Origin of the sequence: Lysobacter koreensis (assembly GCF_042677045.1) — a bacterium.
GTDB classification, from domain to species: Bacteria; Pseudomonadota; Gammaproteobacteria; order Xanthomonadales; family Xanthomonadaceae; genus Lysobacter_K; species Lysobacter_K koreensis.
The window spans coordinates 24790-42729 of the sequence record NZ_JBHTIH010000002.1; the positions used below are offsets into that span (position 1 = coordinate 24790).

Genomic DNA, 17940 nt, shown 5'->3' on the forward strand with positions numbered 1-17940 from the left:
CGGAATGGCCGACTGGGGGGCTCGATCGGGGCCGTGCGGTCGGTCCGCGTCGGGCCGGGCCCGCGCCCGCGCGCCCGGTCGCCGAGGCTGCCTTCAGTTGACCCGAAACCGTGAGACCGGATCGCCCGCGATATAGCTCTGGGCACCCACGCGTTCGCAGTGGGCGACCCAGTCGCGTTCGGCGCGCGCCGCCTGCTGCCAGTTCTGGCGGTTGCAGTTGTAAGCCGGGGCATCGCCGGCCAGGTTCGCCTCGACGCGGCGGACGTGGCAGAAATCCACGTAGTCGCGCACTTCCGGCCCCACCGATGGCCAGATCGTTTCGACCACGATCGCGTCGTCCAGGCGCCCGACCACCGGCAGCGCGTTCGGGATCAGCGTGCGGCGCTTGTCGTTGTGGCGCATGTAGTCGACCAGCAGGCTCGCGGCGACTTCGGTCGTGGGCAGCGTCTCCCAGTCGGGGTCGCCGACCATCCAGTCGATCGCGGCGGCGCGGCGCATGCGTTGCGTGATGCAGTCCGGTGCGCGGCCCGCGTGCGGCTGGTCGACCAGTTCGCGTGCGGCGCTGGCCAGGCGGTCGCGATCCAGCGGCATCACATTCAGGTCGAGGTATTGCAGCAGTTCGTTGAAATGGCGCAAGGCCACCGTATCGATCTCGTGGTACCCGATGCGATGGCGGCGGCCGGAGCCGCTGAGGCCGGGCTGGGCGAGTGCGCGCGGCAGCGGCGGCAACGGGGCAAGGGAAACGTTCATGCAGGGATCCTATGGCGATGTGGCCCGTTATTCGGGCCTTCGGTTTCAACAACAGGTTTCGGGAACCGGCTCACGGATTACAGGTGGCAGCGTCTGCGGGCCGGGCGCAAGCGATGCCGATGTTCAACGCACCGCCATCGTCGGGATGCGCCGTTCGCGCAAGGGCGACTGCGCGGCCAATACGAGGTCGCCGCCGTGGCTCGTGCACCGCCACGCGGTATCGCCATGGCCGAAGTGGCGCTGCTGGCAGTCGATCCGGGCGCCGTCGGCCGCGACATCGCGCGAGCCGGCGGGCAGCACCGGCAGGGCGAGCAGCATCGCCAGCATCCCCGCGGCAGGGTTACGACGGACGTTCATGGCGCGCTCCGAAGTGTTCTCAGGATGGCGCCAGCGTCGCTTGCCGCGCTCGGCAAGTCTTGAGGTTGCGGTGATGGAACTGCGAGGGAGTGCCGAGGCCGCGGCATGGCGGCCCGAGCGCGGCCGGTGGCGCCCGCGGCGGACTTCCGGCGGCCGGCGGTAGACCGGCCGCGTTGGCAAAGCTCAACCGACCCGGAACATCTGTTCCGGCTGGCCGCGCTGGACGTAGTGGCTGTCGTTGACGCGCAGCTGGTGCTGCAGCAGGCCGATCTCGGCCAGCCGGTCCTGCAACCACGCGGCGCGCTGTTCGCCGCCGCTGCCGGCCGGGTGTTCGTCGCTGCGGTACGCGGAGAAGTCGCGGTACTCCTCGGCCTCCTCGGCGAACGCCGGCCACGCCAGCTCGATCAGCAGCACGTCGTCGAGCAGGCCCAGCAGCGGCTCGTGGTCGGAGATCAGGCCGTCGTCGCGGTCGATGTAGCCGAGCAGCTTCTCCAGCCGCGAACGCGTCGCGTCGTCGGCGTCCCAGTCGGGGTCGTCGAGCATCGCGCGCAGCTCGTTGATGCGATGCAGGCGCCGGTCGAGCACGTCGCTGGCGGTGTCATCGGGCAGCGTCACCAGCCAGTTGGCCAGGCGCTGGATGCGGTCGGGGTCGGCGCGCGGCGCGTCGGGGTTGAGCTCGTGCAGGAGGGCATCGAATCGCGCGACCGCATCGCTACGCAGCGGCACGCTGACCCGGGTTTCCTCGCTGCGCTCCTTGAGTTCCTCGAACGGCAGCGGGTCGGCAGTCGGGGTGGGGACTGGCAGGCGCATGGCGCACCTCGCTGGTACCGGCCGGTGGCAGGCTGGCCGCGCGCCGACCGGCGGGTAACGCGACCACACACCTTGCTGGATGCAGGTCGATGATGCGCCGTTGCGCGCCGCTTGTCGTGGTGCATAAGTTGGCCGGCACGGTGAATTTCGCGCGCGCGTTCAGGCCGCGGCGCATGATCGACGGCGCGACCGCGAGCGCCTGTCCGCACGCCGCGAACGCTGGCGTTTTTTCCTGAACGCGGTCCGTGAAAAATCAACGCACTGGCATGTCCGATGCATGAACCCACGCCCCCGATCGCGCCAGGCGCTGCGGCGGAAGAATCCCATTCCGGGCTGTTCCGCTTCGGCGAATTCCGTTTCGAGCCGGGCGAAGCGCGCCTGAGCCGCGATGGCATCGCGATCAACCTCGAGCCCCGGGCCGCCGCCGTGCTCGCGCGGTTCGTCGCGCAGCCGGGCCACCTGTTCACGCGCGATGCACTGCTCGATGCGGTGTGGGGGCATCGCGCCGTCACCCCGTCCACGCTCACCCGCATCGTCCGCTTGCTGCGCCATGCGCTGGGCGACGAAGCCGCGACGCCGTGCTACATCGAGACCGTCCCGCGGCGCGGCTACCGATTCATCGCGGCGGTCGACCAGGCCGACGCGCCTGCGGCCGAGTCGCCGCGCCGCCGGGCCAGCGACAACCTGTTCCGCGCGCCGCCACTGCCGGCGCGGCTGGAGACGCTGGTGCCGCGCCTGCCGGAACTGGCCGACCTGCGCGAGCTGCTGCCCGCCTCGCGGCTGCTGACCCTGGTCGGTCCCCGCGGCACCGGCAAGACCCGGTTGGCGATGGAACTGGCGCGCGACGCAGCCGACCACTATCCCGATGGCGTGTGGGTGCTGGACCTGACCTCGTGCCGCAGTAGCGACGACGTGGTCGATGCGCTGCTGTCGTGCTTCGACCTGGGCAAGCAGATGCGCCTGCGCATCGACCAGCAACTGGCACGCACCCTGCGCGATCGTTGCGTGTTGCTGCTGATGGACAACTGCGAGCAGGTCGCCGCGGCGTGCGCGCAGGTCGCCGACGACCTGTTGCGCGCCTGCACCGGGCTGCGGATCCTGGCCACCAGCCAGGTGCGGCTGGGAGTGGACGGCGAGCAGGTCTACCCGGTGCCCTCGCTGTCGCTGCCGGCGGCCGACTGGCTGGATGCACCCGACCCGGTCGCCGCCGCGCGCGCCAGCGAGGCCGTACGCCTGCTGGAGATGCGCGCCGGCGAGGTCGATCCGCGCTTCGTGCTCGATCGCGACAACGTCGTGGCGGTGGTCGCGCTGTGCCGCCACCTCGAGGGCCTGCCGCTGGCACTGGAACTGGCGGCGTCGCGCTTGCGGGTGCTCGGCCCGCATGAACTGCTCGGGCGCCTGAGCGCGCGGCGCGAACTGCTCGCCAGCGACCGGCCCGGCGCGCCGGACCGGCAACGCACGATGCGCGACATGCTGTCGTGGAGCTTCAACCTGCTGTCCCGGGCCGAGGCGAACCTGTTGCAGCGGCTGGCGCTGTTCTCGGGTGGCTGGACGCTGGAAGCGGCCGAGGCGCTGATGGAGGACGACGAGGGCGGCGCGCAGCAGGTGGTCGACGCGTTGGGCTCGCTGGTCGACAAGAGCTTCGTGGCGGTCGACCACAAGCTGCAGCCGCGGCGCTTCCGGATGCTGGAAAGCGTGCGCGAGTACGCGCTCGAGCGGTTGGGCAACGACCCGTGCGCGGATGAATGCCGCCTGCGCCTGCTGCGCTACTACCTGGCGCTGACCGCGCGCGCCGACGCGGTGCTCTACGAGCAGCCGCAGCACGAGTACGGCCACTGGCTGGACCGCGAGCACGCCAACCTGCGCCGCGCGTTCGAGTTCGCGCTCGGTCACGACCACGTGCGCGAAGCCTTGCAGCTGGCGTTGAACCTGCGCTGGTACTGGTGGCTGGAAGGCGACCTGCAACGCGCGCTGGACTGGATCGAGCACGCGTTGCTCGCCAACCCGGCGCCGGGGGCGTTGGCACGGGCGCGGGCGCTGCAGTTCATTGGCTTGATGCAGCTGCACATGAGCCACGACGCCGCGGAACGCACCCTGGTCGAGGCGGTGGCTGCGATCGGCCAGGTCAAGCTGCCGCGCGAACACGGCCTGGCGCTAGCCGGCCTGGCGATGATTCGCATCGTCGCCGGCCGCGACGAGGAGGCGCGGCGGCTGCTGTCGCACGCGATGCGCGAGGCGCTCGCGATCGGCGATACGCAGGTGCTCGGCTACGCGCGGGTGTGGGCGTCTGCTATGCATTCGCTGCGTGGGCGGCACCGGCTGGCATGGATATCGGCGCACTGCGCCGCCGACGAACTGGCGACGTTCTGGCGCCGCCGCCACAGCACGCCGGGGTTCCTGTTCGGATTCGCGGTGCTCAACCAGGGGTTGCAGGAACTATTGCTCGGCGACACCCAGGCCGCGGCGCGTTCGTTCGACGCGGCGCTGTCGCTGGCCGCGACGCTGCGCAACCTGCGGATGAGCGCCGCGGCGTTGGAGGGCTTTGGCTACGTGCTGCATCGCCACGGCGAACACGCGCTGGCCGCGCGCCTGCTTGGCCATGCCCAGGCCCTGCGCGAACTGACGGGGGTGCCGATGTCGCGTAACTGGCAGCAGCCGCGACGCGAGGTGTGGCTGGCCTTGCAACGCGAACTGGGCGCACAGGCGCAGCGGTTGTTCGACAGCGGCCGGCAGGAGCGCCACGAGGCGCTGCACGCGGCGTTGTACGCGTGCTATCCCGCGATCGGGCTGACGCTGCCGGAGGCCGCGCGCTGAGGCAGGGCGCGCGGATGCCATCGGCAGCAAAAAAGAGCCGCCCTTGCGGGCGGCCCGGAATGCGCCTTGCCGCGAATTCAGTGAACGAACTCAGTGGATCGCGAACCGCGGCACCGACTGTTGCAGGTAGCTGCGCTCGCGCACCCGCCGCTGGTGCGCGATCAGCGCCGCCTCGTCCTCGCACGCGCGCCGCCAGTCGGCGCGGTTGAACTCGAACTCGGTCTCGCCGCAGCCGCGCAGCCCGGCTTCCAGCGCGCGCAGTCGGCAATAGTCGAGGTAGCTGTCGATCTCAGCGCCCAGGCGCGGCCAGGCGGCATCGACGACGATCGCGTCGTCCAGGCGGCCGACCGTGGGCACCCAATTGGGGATCAGCTCATCGCCACCGCGCGAGTAGTCCACCACTACCAGCGCGGCATCGAACGCGTCGTTGGCCGCGTCCCAGCGGCGGTCATCGACCATCCGCGCGGCCGTTTCGATGCGCTGCATGCGTTGATGAATGGAGGCCGGTGCAACTCCGGCGGTGTTGCAAGCGCACAATTCTCGCGCGGCGGTGGCGAGCTGGTCGCGGTCGAGTAAATGGCGGCGGCCCAGCCGCAGCAGCAGGTTGTTGAAGCGCGCGACCCCGAACTCGCTCAGTTCGTAGTTCTCGATGCAACGGCGTCGGCCGCTCCGGGTGTTGGCGGGCTGGTCGAGAATCGCAGGCAACGGAATCGTGGTGGACAACATGGCGTTCATGACGGCACCTCTGGGGCTTGGGTTGGACGCCGGGTTTTCGGCGCGCCAGCAGAGTCCGTCCAGCCCGCTGGGCAGTCATGACGGGACCGCGAGCGTTGTGTGGGCGTTGTCGCAGGTTGCTGAGGCTGCGATGAGGTTTTGCCGATGAACGCCCCCGAGCCGCCCGTGACGGGGTCAACGGACGCCGCGGGCCCCGCGGCGGCGTCGCGCTACCGGTTCGGCGACGTCGTGGTCGACGCGGCCGCGCACACGCTGCTCCGCGCCGGCGACCCACAGACCGTGGAACCCAAGGCGTTCGCGGTGCTGCTGGTGTTGCTGCAGCGCGCCGGCGACCTGGTCGGCCGCGACGACCTGCTGGACGCGGTCTGGGGCCACCGCCACGTCACCCCGGGGGTGCTGACCCGCGCCATCGCCCAGCTGCGGCATGCGCTGGACGACGATTTCCAGCACCCGCGCTACATCCAGACCCAGCACGCGCTGGGTTACCGGTTCATCGGCGTGTTGGAAACCGAACCCGAAGCGACGCCGGTGTCGGCGCCCGCACCCGTGCCCGCACCCGTACCGATCGGCAATGGCGATCTGGAATCGATCGGTGCCACGCCGGGCGGCCCGGTGCCAGGGCCGGGCGCCGCCGCCGACGAGGCGGCGCCGCGAGACACCTCCAGCGACAGCGCCGCGACCGAGGGCTTGGCCACGGCAGCTTCGGCCGCAGTGGCGGCGCCCCGGCCCGAGCGTCGCCGCGTGCAACGCAGGCGGACGTGGCGATGGCTGTCGGTGGCGCTGGTGCTGGCCGCGATCGCCGTGGCGGGATGGTGGTGGCTCGAGCGCATGCGCGCGCCGGTGCGCGCCCAGGCGCCGTCGATCGCGGTGCTGCCATTCACCACGCTCAGCGCCGACAAGGCCGACCGCTACTTCGCCGAAGGGCTGGCGGTGGAGCTGCACAGCGCTCTCGCCGGCGTGCACGGACTCAAGGTGGCGGCGTGGATGCCGCCCTCGATCCTGGACAGCGCGTCCGACGCAAAATTCCTGGGAAAACGCTTGGGTGTTGCGACCGTGCTCGATGCCAGCGTGCGCCGCGAGGGCTCGCGGGTGCGGATCAGCGCCCGACTCGCGGACACCGGTTCCGGCTTCACCCTCTGGAGCCGCACCTACGACCGCGACGTATCGGACGTGTTCGCGACCCAGAGCGAGATCGCCCAGGAGGTGGTCCACTCCCTGGTGGGCGTCCTGCCCGATGCCGGAGAGGGGTTGCGCAAGCGACTGGCGCCCACCCGCAACGTCGCTGCATTCGACGCCTACCTCCGCGGCTTGCAGCAGCTGTCGCGGGGCCGCGACGCCAAGCAGGACGCGATCGGCTACTTCAACCAGGCGCTGTCCCACGACAAGGGCTTCGCCCGTGCCCAGGCCGGCATCTGCCGGGTCGAGATCTGGCGGTTCGAGGCCGACAAGAATCCCGACGCCTTCGACAATGCGCGCCTGGCCTGCCTGCGCGCCGGCAAGATGGATCCGACGATCGGCGAGGTCTCGCTCGCGCTGGGCGATCTTAACCGGGTGCAGGGCAACCTGGACAAGGCGCTGGAGTACTACGGCAAGGTCGAGCACGACCCGGCGGTGCGCTCGTCCGCGCTGGTGGGGCTGGCCAAGGTGCACATCGCGCAGGGCCGCCAGGACCTGGCCCTCAAGCAGTTCCAGCGGGCACTCGAGTTCAGTCCCGGCAATGCCAATGTCCGGGCCGAGATGGGGTACCAGCAGTACCTCGGCGGGCACGTCGACCAGGCGATCGAGTCGTATCGGCAAGCGGTCGAGCTGCGGCCGGACCATGCGGATTACTGGAGCACGTATGGCGGGCTGCTCCTCACGGCCGGCCGCAACGCCGAGGCCGCGAACGCGCTCCAGCGATCGCTGGCGATCGAGCCGGACGAAGAGGTCCTCAGCAACCTGGGCACGCTCAAGTACCAGGCCGGCGACTACGCTGCCGCAGCGCGCCTGTACCGGCAGGCGGTGCAGTTGAACCCGGGGAGTTTCGAGCTGTGGGGCAACTTGGGGGACGCGCTGCTGGCCGACCCCGAAACCGGTGACGAGGCGCGGGTTGTCTACCTGGAAGCGGCAAACCGCGCGCAACGCTATGTGCAGGTGAAGGCGGACGACGCCTTGGCCCTGGCCGCCCTGGGCTGGTATCGCGCGAACCTGGGCGATTCGGCCACCGCCCTGGAACTGGTGAAGCGCTCCGAATCCCTGCCCACAGAGCTGGCGGAGGTGGCGTACTACAACGCCACGACCTTCGCGGTGCTCGGCAACCAGGTCGAAGCCCGCCGTCGGCTGGATGCGGCGCGGGCCGCCGGGGTGCCCGAGATCCGCATTACCACCAACGCGGTCTTTGTTCGCGCCGGCCTGGTTTCGCGGACGGCGGGCGCGCAGTAGTTCACCACCGCCCCGAGAAGGGGCTCCAAGAGGAGACTGATATGGCAACGCGTGGCAATCCAACAGGGTCGATGCCCGCGAGCGGCGGGGCAGGCGGCCCGGACGAAGGGCTGGACGAAAATGAGCGGGTGTTGACGTTCGAACTGCCGCGGGGTCGATTGGTGACGGTACGGGTGGGCCTAAGTTCGGCCCATCCGGCCGTCAATCCGCCCAGGCCACGGCGTCTGGGCGACGCGGAGCTGCAACACGGCCTTGATGAAGACCTGGTTCTCGGCGTCTCCATTTCGATCGACGAAGATTTTCAGAGTCACCCCGAGGTCAGTGGTCCCCAGCCCGGGATAAACCCCTGAGCGCAAGTCTCAGCAGGCCTGTCTCACCGGCGCGAAACTGCGCCGGTGCTGCGGGCAGGGGCCGTGCGCGCGCAGCGCGGCCAGGTGTGCGGGCGTGCCATAGCCCTTGTGCGCGTCGAAGCCATACTGCGGCCACTGCTCGTGCAGCGCCCGCATCGCGCGGTCGCGGGTGACCTTGGCGAGGATCGACGCGGCCATGATCGCGCGGTCGCGGGCATCGCCGCCGATCCAGGCCTCGGCCGGGCAGGGCAGGTTGCGTGGCAGTGCGTTGCCATCGATGCGCGCCAGCTGCGCGGCGTGCGCGACCGCCTGCACCGCGCGCTGCATGCCGAGCATGGTCGCCTGGAAGATGTTGAGGCGGTCGATCTCGTCGACCTCGACCGACACCACGTGCCAGGCCACGGCGCGGCCGATGATGCGTTGGTAGAGCTGCTCGCGCCGTGGCGCGTTGAGCTGCTTGGAATCGGCCAGGCCGTTGATCGGCGTGCGCCCCGGTCCGAGCACCACCGCGGCGACCACCACCGGCCCGGCGAGCGGCCCGCGCCCGGCCTCGTCGACCCCGGCAATGTGTTGCGCAGGCACGTCGATCCGGCCGGCGCCGCGTTGCCCGCCGGCGGCGAACGCGAGATCGAGCGTGAGTTGGCCGGCGCCGTTAGCCATCGCGCAACGATACGAGTTCGGCCACCGCCTGCGCGGCCTGCGCCGACGCATCGCGCCGCAGTTGCAGGTGCAGCTCGCGGAAGCGCGGCAGCAGGGCGGCCGCGGCGCCGGGGTCGCGCAGCCAGGCCAGGGTGGCGTCGGCGAGCTTTTCCGGGGTGCAGTCGTGCTGCATCAGTTCGGGTACCACGCGTTCGCCCGCCAGCACGTTCGGCAGCGCGTAGCTGTCGACCTTGAGCATTCCCAGGCCCTTGACCAGCCGGTAAGTGGTCGGCGACACCTTGTAGGCGACCACCATCGGCCGCTTGGCCAGCATCGCTTCCAGCGTCGCGGTACCCGACGCCAGCAGCACCACATCGCTGGCGATCATCAGCGGGCGCGCATGGCCGACGATTTCCTGCAACACCGCCGACAGCGCCGGCGCGTCGGGATGGCGCGCGAACACGCGCTTGAACGCGGCGTGCGCCTGCGCGTTCGCCATCGGCACGACGATCTGCAGGTTCGGCTCGGCCCGCAGCACGCGCGCCGCGGCGGCGAGGAAGTCGTGGCCCAGCCGTTCGATCTCGCCCACGCGCGACCCGGGCAGCAGCGCCAGCACCGGCCGCGTGGGGCTCAGGCCCAGGGCGGCGCGGGCGGCGGCGCGGTCGGGCTCCAGCGGCATCTCGTCGGCGAGCGGGTGGCCGACGAAGCGCGCCTGCACGCCGTGCCTGGCGTAGATCGCCGGCTCCATCGGAAACAGGCACAGCACGCAGTCGGCGCTACGGCCGATCTTCGCCGCGCGCTTCTCGCGCCACGCCCACACCGACGGGCTGACGTAGTGCACGGTGCGGATGCCGCGTTGCTTGAGCCACTGCTCGACGCCGAGGTTGAAGTCGGGCGCGTCGATGCCGATGAACACATCCGGCTGCCATGCCAGCAAGCGCTCGCGCAGCCCGCGCCGCAGCCGCAGCAGCCGCGGCAGGTGGCGCAGCACCTCGGACAGGCCCATCACCGCCAACTCGCTGGCGTCATGCCACGCCGCCAGGCCCGCCGCGCGCATCGCGTCGCCGCCAACGCCGGCGAACTGCGCATCGGGGTAGAGCGCGCGCAGCTGCCCGATCAGGCCCGCGCCGAGCAGGTCGCCGGACGCTTCGCCAGCGACCAGCGCGAAGCGCAAGGGGCGAGAGGCGCGAGCGGCGAGCGGGGAATCGGGAATGGCGTTTGTGCGGCTGTTCATCGGAGTGCTGCTTGCACGGCTGCAGGTAGCGCGCGGGCGCTGCACGTCGCCGCGATTTCCTGTTCCCTGTTCCCCATTCCCGCGCTACCGCTTCAGCGCAACAACGGGCGGTCGCTGCTGTCGAGGAACTCGAGCAGCGCGCGCACGTCGTCGCTGGCGCCGGCGATCTCGGCCAGCTTCGTCCGCGCCTCGTCCAGCGGCACGCCGGACACGTACAGCGCGCGATACGCGCGCTTGATCGAGGCGATCCGTTCGGGGTCGAAACCGCGGCGCTTCAGGCCTTCGGCGTTGATGCCGCGCGGCCGGCCGTAGCCTTCCTGGGCCACCATCACGAATGGCGGCACGTCGCCGTTGACGAACGCGCCCATGCCGATGAACGCGTGCGCGCCGATCCGGCAGAACTGGTGGATGCCGACGAAGCCGCTGAGGATCACCTGATCGCCGACGCTGACGTGCCCGGCCAGGGTGGCATTGTTGGAAAACACGCACTGGTTGCCGACCACGCAGTCGTGGGCGACGTGGGTATAGGCCAGCAGCCAGTTGTCGTCGCCGATGCGGGTGCTGCCGCCGCCGCCGCCGGTGCCGCGGTTGATGGTGACGAACTCGCGGAAGGTGTTGCGGTCGCCGATGGCCAACGCGACGCGCTCGCCGGCGTACTTCTTGTCCTGCGGCTCGCCACCGATCGCGCAGTGGCCGTGGAAGCGGTTGTCGCGGCCGATCGTGGTCGGGCCGTGCACGCTGCAGTGCGGGCCGAACGTGGTGCCGGCCCCAACCGTGACCTCGCCGCCGATGTAGCAGAACGCCCCGACCTGCACGCCGTCGCCCAGCGTCGCGCCGGCTTCGACGACGGCGCTGGGATGGATCACCACGCTGGAAGGGTGGCCGGCGTCACGCATGGCTCAGACCTTGACCTCGGCGCAGAGGATGTCGGCGCACGCGGCCTGCTCGCCGTCGACCCGGGCGATGCCGGAGTACAGCGCCATGTTGCGGATGGTGCGCTTGAGCGTGACCTCCAGGTCGAGGCGATCGCCGGGCACGACCATGCGCGTGAACTTGGCTGCGTCGATCTTGACCAGGTAGTAGAGCTTCTCCCCGGCCGGGGCGACCTCAGCGGCGTTGGCGCGCGCCGACAGCTGGGTCAACAGGCCGCCGGCCTGGGCCAGCGCTTCGACCACCAGCACGCCGGGCATTACCGGGTGGCCGGGGAAATGGCCGTTGAAGAACGGCTCGTTGCAGGTCACGTTCTTGTACGCGAGCACGCGCTTGTCCGGTTCCAGCTCGATCACCCGATCGACCAGCAGGAACGGGTAGCGGTGCGGCAGCAGCGTGTTGATCGTGGCGACGTCGACGGGGAGTTGCAGGGCGGTCATGCGGATTCCTGGTATGCGGGTCCTTCGCGAAACCCCGCGCATCCGTGCGCGGACTTTCCAATGCCGAGCCGGCGGGTCGAGCCCGGCCTTGTGTTCAGGGCTCGCGTCGTCCGCCGGTGCGGCGCACGAACGCGTCCAACTGCTTGAAGCGCGCGGCATTCTTGCGCCAGCTGCGATTGTCCATCAATGGCGTGCCTGAGGAGTACTCGCCCGGCTCGCGGATCGAGGCGGTGACCAGGCTCATCGCCGTGACCACGACCTTGTCGCAGATCTCCAGGTGGCCGAGCACGCCGGCGCCGCCGCCGATCAGGCAGTAGCGGCCGATGCGCGCGCTGCCGGCCACCGCCGAGCACCCGGCCATCGCGGTGTGCGCGCCGATGTGGACGTTGTGGCCGATCTGGATCTGGTTATCGAGGCGCACGTCGGCCTCGAGCACGGTGTCCTCGATCGCGCCGCGGTCGATGGTGGTGTTGGCGCCGATCTCGCAGTCGTCGCCGATCAGAACCCCGCCCAGTTGCGGCACCTTCAGCCAATGGGGCTCGCCCGGCGCGTCGTTCTGGGGGCCGCCGGTCTGCACGCCGCCCCGGTCCATCGCCAATCCGAAACCGTCCGCGCCCAGCACAGCGCCCGGATGCACCAGCACGCGCTGACCCAGGCGCACGCGCGCAACGAGAGTGACGCCGGCGACCAGCTCGCAGCCGGCGCCGACCACGCAGTCGTCGCCGATCACGCAACCCGGACCGATCCGCGCGCCGGCCTCGACGCGGCTGCGCGCGCCGATGCTGACAAATGCGCCGACATGGGCGTCGTTGGCCACCACCGCGCTGGGGTCGATGTCGGTCGAAGCATGGATGCCCGGCGCGTGCCGAGGACGCGGTTCGAACAACGCCGCCAGCCTGGCGAAGGCGACGTAGGGATCGCGCGCGATCAACGCGGTGCCGCTGAAATCGCTGGCGTCGTCGGCGCGCATCACCACCACGCTCGCGCTGGTTTGCGCGAGCTGGCTTCGGTACTTCGGGTTGGCGAGGAACGCCAGTTGCCCCGCCTCGGCGCGGGCCAGGGTGCCGACGCCGTGCACCTGCACGGCACCGTCGCCGTGCAGCACCAGACCGAAACGCTCGGCCAGCTGCGCGGCGCTGTACACGCTGGTCCTCGGCACGCTGGTAGTAGGCACGCTGGTAGTAGGCACGCTGGTAGTAGGCATGGGGCCGTCCACGGGCTCGCCTGGCTGCTGCTCGTCAGTCGAAGGCGAGCGTCAGAACGAACCGCCGAACGTGAACTGCAGGCGCTCGATCTCGTCGCCGCGGAACCCGGTGGCCGGATTGCCATCCTCCTTCTTCAGCGGGAACGCATAGCTGATCGAGATCGGGCCCATCGGCGAGCGCCACATCAGCGACAGGCCGGTGGAGACGCGCAGCTCGCCGGCATCGAAGTTGTCGACGCCGTCGTAGACGTTGCCGAAGTCGAGGAACGCCGATACGCGCGCGGCCGGGGTGTCGAGCAGGGTCGGGAAGAACATCTCCAGCGAACCGGTGGTCTTGAACGAGCCGCCGATCGGCTGGGTGAACGTGCTGCCGGCGACCGGCGCGGCACGCGGGCCGAGGGTGTTGTCGGTGAAGCCGCGCACCGAACGCACGCCGCCGGCGTAGAAGTTCTCGAAGAACGGCAGGCCGTCGGCGGTCAGGGTGCGCGCGTAGTCGGGCGACGACGGCGTGCAGTCTTCCGGCGGGGTCACGACCGGGTTCGGGTTGGCCGTGGTCGGGGCGATGAAGCAGACATCCCGGGTGACCGCGTCACCGTAGCTGTCGCCGTAGCCCAGCTCGGCGCGGGTGTTGAGCACCAGGTGGCGCGAGATCGGCCAGTACTTGGAGAAGTCGTAGGTGAGCTTGTAGTACTCGGCGGTCGAGCCGGGCAGCGCGACTTCCAGGCCAACGCGCTGGTACATGCCGGCGGTCGGGGTCAGCGCGTTGTTGAGCGAGTTGCGCGCCCAGCCCAGCTGGGTGCGCCAAGTGTGGAAGGTGCGTTCGCCCAAGGCGTCGATGTAGTCGATGATCGGCTGCGGGGTCGAGCCCGGGAACGCGAAGATCTCGTTGCTGTCGATGCCGAGCATCGCCGAGACGGTGTCGGTCTCGGTGATCGGCACGCCCAGCACCATTTGCGCCGCGCCGCTGGTGCTCGAGTACTGCGCGGTGTTGAAGTCGGAGTTGTCGAACTCGCGCCACCACAGGTTGTAACCCAGCGAGACGCCGGAGTCGGTGAAGTACGGGTTGACGAACGAGAAGTCGTAGCGCTGCAGGTAGTCGTTGCGGTTGGCCTGCACCGAGATGCGGTTGCCGCTGCCCAAGAAGTTGTTCTGCGAGAGCTGGATCTGCGTGGTCAGGCCGGTGAGCTGCGAGAAGCCCAGACCGAACACGAAGCTGCCCGAGGTGGTTTCCTTGACGTTGTAGACCACGTCGACTTCATCGTTGCTGCCGGCGACCGGCTGGGTCTCGACGTCGACGGTCTCGAAGTAGCCCAGGCCCTGCATGCGGATCTTGGAACGGTCGATCGCGGCCTGCGAGTACCAGGAACCCTCGAACTGGCGCATCTCTCGGCGCAGGACTTCGTCGCCGGTGCGGGTATTGCCCTTGAACACGATGCGGCGCACGTTGACGCGCGGGCCGGGCACGACCTGCATGTTGATGCCGACGGTCTTGGCCTCGCGGTCGACGTCCGGGATCGCGTTGACCTGCGCGAACGCGTAACCGACGTTGCCCAGGGTGGCGGTGATGGTTTCCGAGCTGAGCTCGAGCAGGCGGCGCGAGAAGATCTGGTCGGGCTTGACCAGCACCAGCCGCTCGATCTGTTCCTTGGGCAGGATGGTGTCGCCGCTGACCTGGACCGCGGACACCTTGTACTGCTCGCCCTCGGTGATGCCGGCGGTCAGGAACATGTCCTGGCGGTCGGGGCTGATCGCGACCTGGGTGGAGTCGATGCTGAAATCGACGTAGCCGCGATCGAGGTAGTAGGAATTCAGGCGCTCAAGGTCGCCGGACAGCTTCTCGCGCGAGTACTGGTCGTCGCGGCGGTACCAGCTGAGCCAGTTGTGCTCGCGCGATTCCCAGGTGTCGAGGATCTTCTCTTCCTCGAATTTCTCGTTGCCGACCAGGTTGATGTGGCGGATCTTGGCCGCCTTGCCTTCCTTGACGTTGATGGTGACATCGACGCGGTTGCGGTCCAGGCGCGACACGGTCGGGGTGATCTCGACGTTGTACTTGCCGCGGTTGTTGTACTGGCGGGTGAGTTCCTGGGTGACCTTGTCGAGCGCGAGGCGGTCGAAGGTGTTGCCCTCGGCCAAACCAATTTCGGTGAGGCCCTTGGTCAGGTCCTCGGTCTTGATGTCCTTGTTGCCCGACAGGGTCAGCTTGTTGATCGCTGGCCGTTCGGTGACGGTCACCACGAGGATGTCGCCCTGGTGGTCCAGGCGCACGTCCTCGAAGAATCCGGTCTTGTACAGCGCGCGGATCGCCTCGGCGGCCTGCGCCTGGTCCATCGTGTCGCCACGTTCGACCGGCAGGTAGGTGAAGACGGTGCCGGCGGAGATGCGTTGCAGGCCGTCGATGCGGATGTCGCTGACTTGGAATTGCTCGACGGAAGCAGGTGCCACCGACTGCGCCCATGCCGGTGCGGCGAGGGCCGAGGCGAGGGCGAGGGCAAGCAGGCGGCGGGTATGGGGTCGCGTCATCATTACGTCCGGTTGGGAGTCGTAAACGCCGGGCCGGAACAGCAGGCCCGGGCGTCGGGTCGAGGCAGGAATTTCAGGGAACGTCCCGGCATCGGCGGACAAGCTTCATCGAAGCGCCCGCTCGCGGGCGTCATCGAACCAGGTTGTTGACGATGTCGTTGTAGAACGCCAGGCCCATGAGGCCGGCGATCAGGGCCAGGCCCACGTATTGGCCGGTGGCCATCACGCTTTCACTGACCGGGCTGCCTTTGACCAGTTCGATAAGGTAATACAGCAGGTGACCGCCGTCCAAGATCGGGATCGGCAGCAGGTTCAGGATGCCCAGGCTCAGCGACAGCATAGCCAGCATCGACAGGTACCAGGCCGGGCCGTGCGCGGCATAGGCATTGGCGGCACGCGCGATCGTGATCGGGCCGGCGACCGTGTTCTGCACCGACACCCGCCCGCTGAACGCACGGCCGATCATCGCGACCAGTTCGCCGGCCTGGTGGTTGGCTTCGCGCAGCGCGGCGGGCAGCGCTGCGACCGGGCCGTAGCGCAGCACCGCGTCGGTGGCCGGTTCGGCGACCGCGGCCGAAGCCACCCCCAGCGCCCAATAGGTGTCGCCTTGCGCGGATCGGGTTTGCCGCGGGGCGACCTGCAGCGCCAAGCGCTCGTCGCCGCGCTGGACCTCGACCATCGCGCCGCCACCGCGCTCGCCCAGGCGCTGCACCAAGGGGCCGATGTCGTCCCATGAGGCGACCGGTGCGCCGTCGATCGCGGTGATGCGGTCGCCCTCGGCGAGCACGCCCCACGCCGCGGTCTGCGGCGCGACGCGGCCGATGGTCGCCGGCACCAGCTGGTGGCGCGGGGTCAAGCCGATCGCGTCGACCGCGCGGCGTTCGTCGAAACTGGCCGGCAAGCGCGATAGGCGCAACTGCCGGGTGTCCTCGGCGCCACTGGCCTTGCGCACCCGCAAAGGCACGTCGGCGTGGTCGAGCGCGGCCGGGATCAACGCCAGCTGCACCTCGCTCCAGGTCGGGGTATCACGTTCGCCGACCGCGAGCACCGTGTCGCCGCGCTGCAAGCCGGCCTGCGCGGCGATCCCGCTGGCCTGGCCGACCACCGGCGCGTAGTCGGGGCGGCCAATCACGAACATCCCCCACAGCAACCCGACGCACAGCAGCAGGTTGGCCAGCGGGCCGGCAACCACGATGGCGATGCGCTTCCACACCGACTGGCGGTTGAACGCGTGCGGCAGCTCGGTCGCGGCGACCTCGCCCTCGCGCTCGTCCAGCATCTTGACGTAGCCGCCGAGCGGGATCGCGGCAACCACATACTCGGTGCCGTCCTGGCCGCGCCGGGTCCACAGCGGGCGACCGAAGCCGACCGAAAACCGCAGCACCTTGACCCCGCAGCGGCGCGCGACCCAGTAGTGGCCGAACTCGTGGAACGTGACGAGCACGCCGAGGCTGACGATCAGCCACCAGACCGAGCCGATGAACTCAGTCATTCAATTGCCTTCGCGCATGATCGGGAGCCTGGAACATCGCAGTCATGAAAAATCCTCGATCGCGGCTTCGGCATGGCGCCGTGCCTGCGCATCGGCCTCGAGCAGCACCTGCAGTGACGTGGCCGGGATGGCGGGGAGCGCGGCCAGGGTGGCTTCGACCAGAGCGGGTATCGCTAGGAAACCGATCCGCCGCTGAAGAAAGGCTGAAACCGCGACTTCGTTGGCCGCGTTGAGCACCGCCGGCGCGGTGCCGGCGGCGGCGAGTGCCTCGAACGCCAGGCGAAGGCAGGGAAACGCCTCGAGGTCGGGCGGCTCGAAATCCAGCCGTCCGCCCTGCGCGACCAGGTCCAGCCCGGCGACGCCGGAGGCGATCCGTTCCGGCCAGCCGAACCCGACCGCCAGCGCAGTGCGCATGTCGGGCAGCCCGAGCTGGGCGAGGGTGGAGCCGTCGACGAACTCGACCAGCGAGTGCACCAGGCTCTGCGGGTGCACCAGTACTTCGATCCGCGTGCCGGGCACGCCGAACAGGTGGTGCGCCTCGATCACCTCGAGGCCTTTGTTCATCAGGGTGGCCGAATCGACCGAGATCTTCGGCCCCATCGACCACTTCGGGTGGGCGACGGCCTGCTCGGGCGTAACCTGGGCGAGCTCGTCGCGGCGGCGGCCGCGGAACGGGCCGCCCGAGGCGGTCAGCACGATGCGCTGCAGCCCGGCATGCGCATCGGGCGACCAATGAGCGCCGGGCTTCTCTTGAGCCGTCGGCAAGCACTGGAAGATCGCGTTGTGTTCGCTGTCGATCGGCACGATCGTCGCGCCCGCGGCATGCGCGGCGCGCATCAGCAGCTCGCCGGCCAGCACCAGCGATTCCTTGTTGGCCAGCAGCAGGCGCTTGCCGGCGCGCGCCGCGGCCAGCGTCGAGGGCAAGCCGGCGGCGCCGACGATCGCGGCGACCACGGTGTCGCAGGCATCGCCGGCGACCAGGGCTTCGAGCGCCTCATCGCCGCTGTGCGCGTGGGTGGCGAGGCCGGCGTCGCGCAGACCATCGCGCAGCGCCGCGAACAGCGACGCGTCGGCGATCACCGCGTGCCGCGGGCGGTGCACGCGGCACAGCCCCAGCAACGCCTCGACGTTGCGGCCGGCGGCGAGCACGCTGGCGCGCAAGCGCTCGGGATGGCGCGCGATCACGTCCAGCGCGGACGCACCGATCGAGCCGGTGGCGCCGAGTACCGCGACTTCACGCATGG

15 protein-coding genes are annotated in these 17940 nt (G+C 69.9%); 3 read left to right on the plus strand and 12 right to left on the minus strand.

Annotation, left to right across the window (positions count from 1 at the left end; translation table 11 throughout):
- Positions 1 to 93: 93 nt before the first annotated feature.
- The 3 genes from ACFQZQ_RS00355 to ACFQZQ_RS00365 form a co-directional block, all read right to left on the minus strand.
- Positions 94 to 750, minus strand: a complete 657-nt coding sequence (locus ACFQZQ_RS00355) for a hypothetical protein (protein ID WP_386810707.1) — start codon at positions 748 to 750, stop codon at positions 94 to 96.
- Positions 751 to 873: 123 nt separating this feature from the next.
- Entirely contained in the window at positions 874 to 1107 is a 234-nt protein-coding gene (locus tag ACFQZQ_RS00360) for a hypothetical protein (protein ID WP_386810708.1), read from the minus strand.
- 183 nt (positions 1108 to 1290) lie between these two features.
- Complete coding sequence (locus ACFQZQ_RS00365) at positions 1291 to 1917, minus strand: hypothetical protein (protein ID WP_386810709.1); 627 nt, start codon at positions 1915 to 1917, stop codon at positions 1291 to 1293.
- A gap of 273 nt (positions 1918 to 2190) precedes the next feature.
- Here ACFQZQ_RS00365 and ACFQZQ_RS00370 point away from each other — a divergent pair, with 273 nt between their 5' ends.
- Complete coding sequence (locus tag ACFQZQ_RS00370) at positions 2191 to 4731, plus strand: ATP-binding protein (protein WP_386810710.1); 2541 nt, start codon at positions 2191 to 2193, stop codon at positions 4729 to 4731.
- Positions 4732 to 4821: 90 nt separating this feature from the next.
- Here the strand turns inward: ACFQZQ_RS00370 and ACFQZQ_RS00375 are convergent, their stop codons facing one another.
- A complete protein-coding gene (locus ACFQZQ_RS00375; RefSeq protein ID WP_386810711.1) occupies positions 4822 to 5466 on the minus strand; it encodes a hypothetical protein in 645 nt (214 codons plus the stop codon).
- A 165-nt stretch (positions 5467 to 5631) separates the two neighbouring features.
- Between ACFQZQ_RS00375 and ACFQZQ_RS00380 the strand changes: the two genes are divergently transcribed.
- Both ACFQZQ_RS00380 and ACFQZQ_RS00385 read left to right on the plus strand, forming a co-directional pair.
- Complete coding sequence (locus ACFQZQ_RS00380) at positions 5632 to 7887, plus strand: tetratricopeptide repeat protein (protein ID WP_386810712.1); 2256 nt, start codon at positions 5632 to 5634, stop codon at positions 7885 to 7887.
- Positions 7888 to 7928: 41 nt separating this feature from the next.
- On the plus strand, positions 7929 to 8237 hold the full coding sequence (locus tag ACFQZQ_RS00385; RefSeq protein WP_386810713.1) for a hypothetical protein: 309 nt from the start codon (positions 7929 to 7931) through the stop codon (positions 8235 to 8237).
- Positions 8238 to 8246: 9 nt separating this feature from the next.
- Here the strand turns inward: ACFQZQ_RS00385 and rnhB are convergent, their stop codons facing one another.
- The 8 genes from rnhB to ACFQZQ_RS00425 all read right to left on the minus strand — a co-directional run bounded on the left by rnhB (position 8247) and on the right by ACFQZQ_RS00425 (position 17938).
- Entirely contained in the window at positions 8247 to 8897 is a 651-nt protein-coding gene (rnhB, locus tag ACFQZQ_RS00390; RefSeq protein ID WP_386810714.1) for a ribonuclease HII, read from the minus strand.
- Complete coding sequence (gene lpxB, locus ACFQZQ_RS00395; RefSeq protein ID WP_386810715.1) at positions 8890 to 10110, minus strand: lipid-A-disaccharide synthase; 1221 nt, start codon at positions 10108 to 10110, stop codon at positions 8890 to 8892. Before lpxB ends, rnhB begins: the two co-directional genes overlap by 8 nt.
- Before the next feature lie 92 nt (positions 10111 to 10202).
- A complete protein-coding gene (lpxA, locus tag ACFQZQ_RS00400) occupies positions 10203 to 11006 on the minus strand; it encodes an acyl-ACP--UDP-N-acetylglucosamine O-acyltransferase (RefSeq protein ID WP_386810716.1) in 804 nt (267 codons plus the stop codon).
- Positions 11007 to 11009: 3 nt separating this feature from the next.
- Positions 11010 to 11480 carry a 3-hydroxyacyl-ACP dehydratase FabZ gene (fabZ, locus tag ACFQZQ_RS00405; RefSeq protein WP_386810717.1) on the minus strand — a complete coding sequence of 157 codons (471 nt, stop codon included), beginning with the start codon at positions 11478 to 11480 and terminating at the stop codon, positions 11010 to 11012.
- Positions 11481 to 11574: 94 nt separating this feature from the next.
- Complete coding sequence (gene lpxD / locus ACFQZQ_RS00410; protein ID WP_386810718.1) at positions 11575 to 12684, minus strand: UDP-3-O-(3-hydroxymyristoyl)glucosamine N-acyltransferase; 1110 nt, start codon at positions 12682 to 12684, stop codon at positions 11575 to 11577.
- Positions 12685 to 12735: 51 nt separating this feature from the next.
- Positions 12736 to 15204, minus strand: coding sequence for an outer membrane protein assembly factor BamA (bamA, locus tag ACFQZQ_RS00415; RefSeq protein WP_386810719.1), 2469 nt, complete (start codon positions 15202 to 15204; stop codon positions 12736 to 12738).
- A 130-nt stretch (positions 15205 to 15334) separates the two neighbouring features.
- The gene (gene rseP, locus ACFQZQ_RS00420) at positions 15335 to 16696 is read right to left on the minus strand and encodes an RIP metalloprotease RseP (protein ID WP_386810720.1); all 1362 of its coding nucleotides are present in this window, start codon (positions 16694 to 16696) and stop codon (positions 15335 to 15337) included.
- A 42-nt stretch (positions 16697 to 16738) separates the two neighbouring features.
- Complete coding sequence (locus ACFQZQ_RS00425; protein WP_386810721.1) at positions 16739 to 17938, minus strand: 1-deoxy-D-xylulose-5-phosphate reductoisomerase; 1200 nt, start codon at positions 17936 to 17938, stop codon at positions 16739 to 16741.
- Between the last annotated feature and the right edge of the window lie 2 nt (positions 17939 to 17940).

What these genes read in the sequence shown, in the direction of transcription:
- lpxD (WP_386810718.1), bottom strand. Translation starts at nt 12,684, where the DNA reads ATGCCTACTACCAGCGTGCCTACTACCAGCGTGCCTACTACCAGCGTG.
- ACFQZQ_RS00370 (WP_386810710.1), top strand. Translation starts at nt 2,191, where the DNA reads ATGCATGAACCCACGCCCCCGATCGCGCCAGGCGCTGCGGCGGAAGAA.
- rnhB (WP_386810714.1), bottom strand. Translation starts at nt 8,897, where the DNA reads ATGGCTAACGGCGCCGGCCAACTCACGCTCGATCTCGCGTTCGCCGCC.
- ACFQZQ_RS00375 (WP_386810711.1), bottom strand. Translation starts at nt 5,466, where the DNA reads ATGAACGCCATGTTGTCCACCACGATTCCGTTGCCTGCGATTCTCGAC.
- ACFQZQ_RS00385 (WP_386810713.1), top strand. Translation starts at nt 7,929, where the DNA reads ATGGCAACGCGTGGCAATCCAACAGGGTCGATGCCCGCGAGCGGCGGG.
- ACFQZQ_RS00355 (WP_386810707.1), bottom strand. Translation starts at nt 750, where the DNA reads ATGAACGTTTCCCTTGCCCCGTTGCCGCCGCTGCCGCGCGCACTCGCC.
- lpxB (WP_386810715.1), bottom strand. Translation starts at nt 10,110, where the DNA reads ATGAACAGCCGCACAAACGCCATTCCCGATTCCCCGCTCGCCGCTCGC.
- lpxA (WP_386810716.1), bottom strand. Translation starts at nt 11,006, where the DNA reads ATGCGTGACGCCGGCCACCCTTCCAGCGTGGTGATCCATCCCAGCGCC.
- rseP (WP_386810720.1), bottom strand. Translation starts at nt 16,696, where the DNA reads ATGACTGAGTTCATCGGCTCGGTCTGGTGGCTGATCGTCAGCCTCGGC.
- fabZ (WP_386810717.1), bottom strand. Translation starts at nt 11,480, where the DNA reads ATGACCGCCCTGCAACTCCCCGTCGACGTCGCCACGATCAACACGCTG.
- ACFQZQ_RS00360 (WP_386810708.1), bottom strand. Translation starts at nt 1,107, where the DNA reads ATGAACGTCCGTCGTAACCCTGCCGCGGGGATGCTGGCGATGCTGCTC.
- bamA (WP_386810719.1), bottom strand. Translation starts at nt 15,204, where the DNA reads ATGACGCGACCCCATACCCGCCGCCTGCTTGCCCTCGCCCTCGCCTCG.
- ACFQZQ_RS00365 (WP_386810709.1), bottom strand. Translation starts at nt 1,917, where the DNA reads ATGCGCCTGCCAGTCCCCACCCCGACTGCCGACCCGCTGCCGTTCGAG.
- ACFQZQ_RS00425 (WP_386810721.1), bottom strand. Translation starts at nt 17,938, where the DNA reads ATGCGTGAAGTCGCGGTACTCGGCGCCACCGGCTCGATCGGTGCGTCC.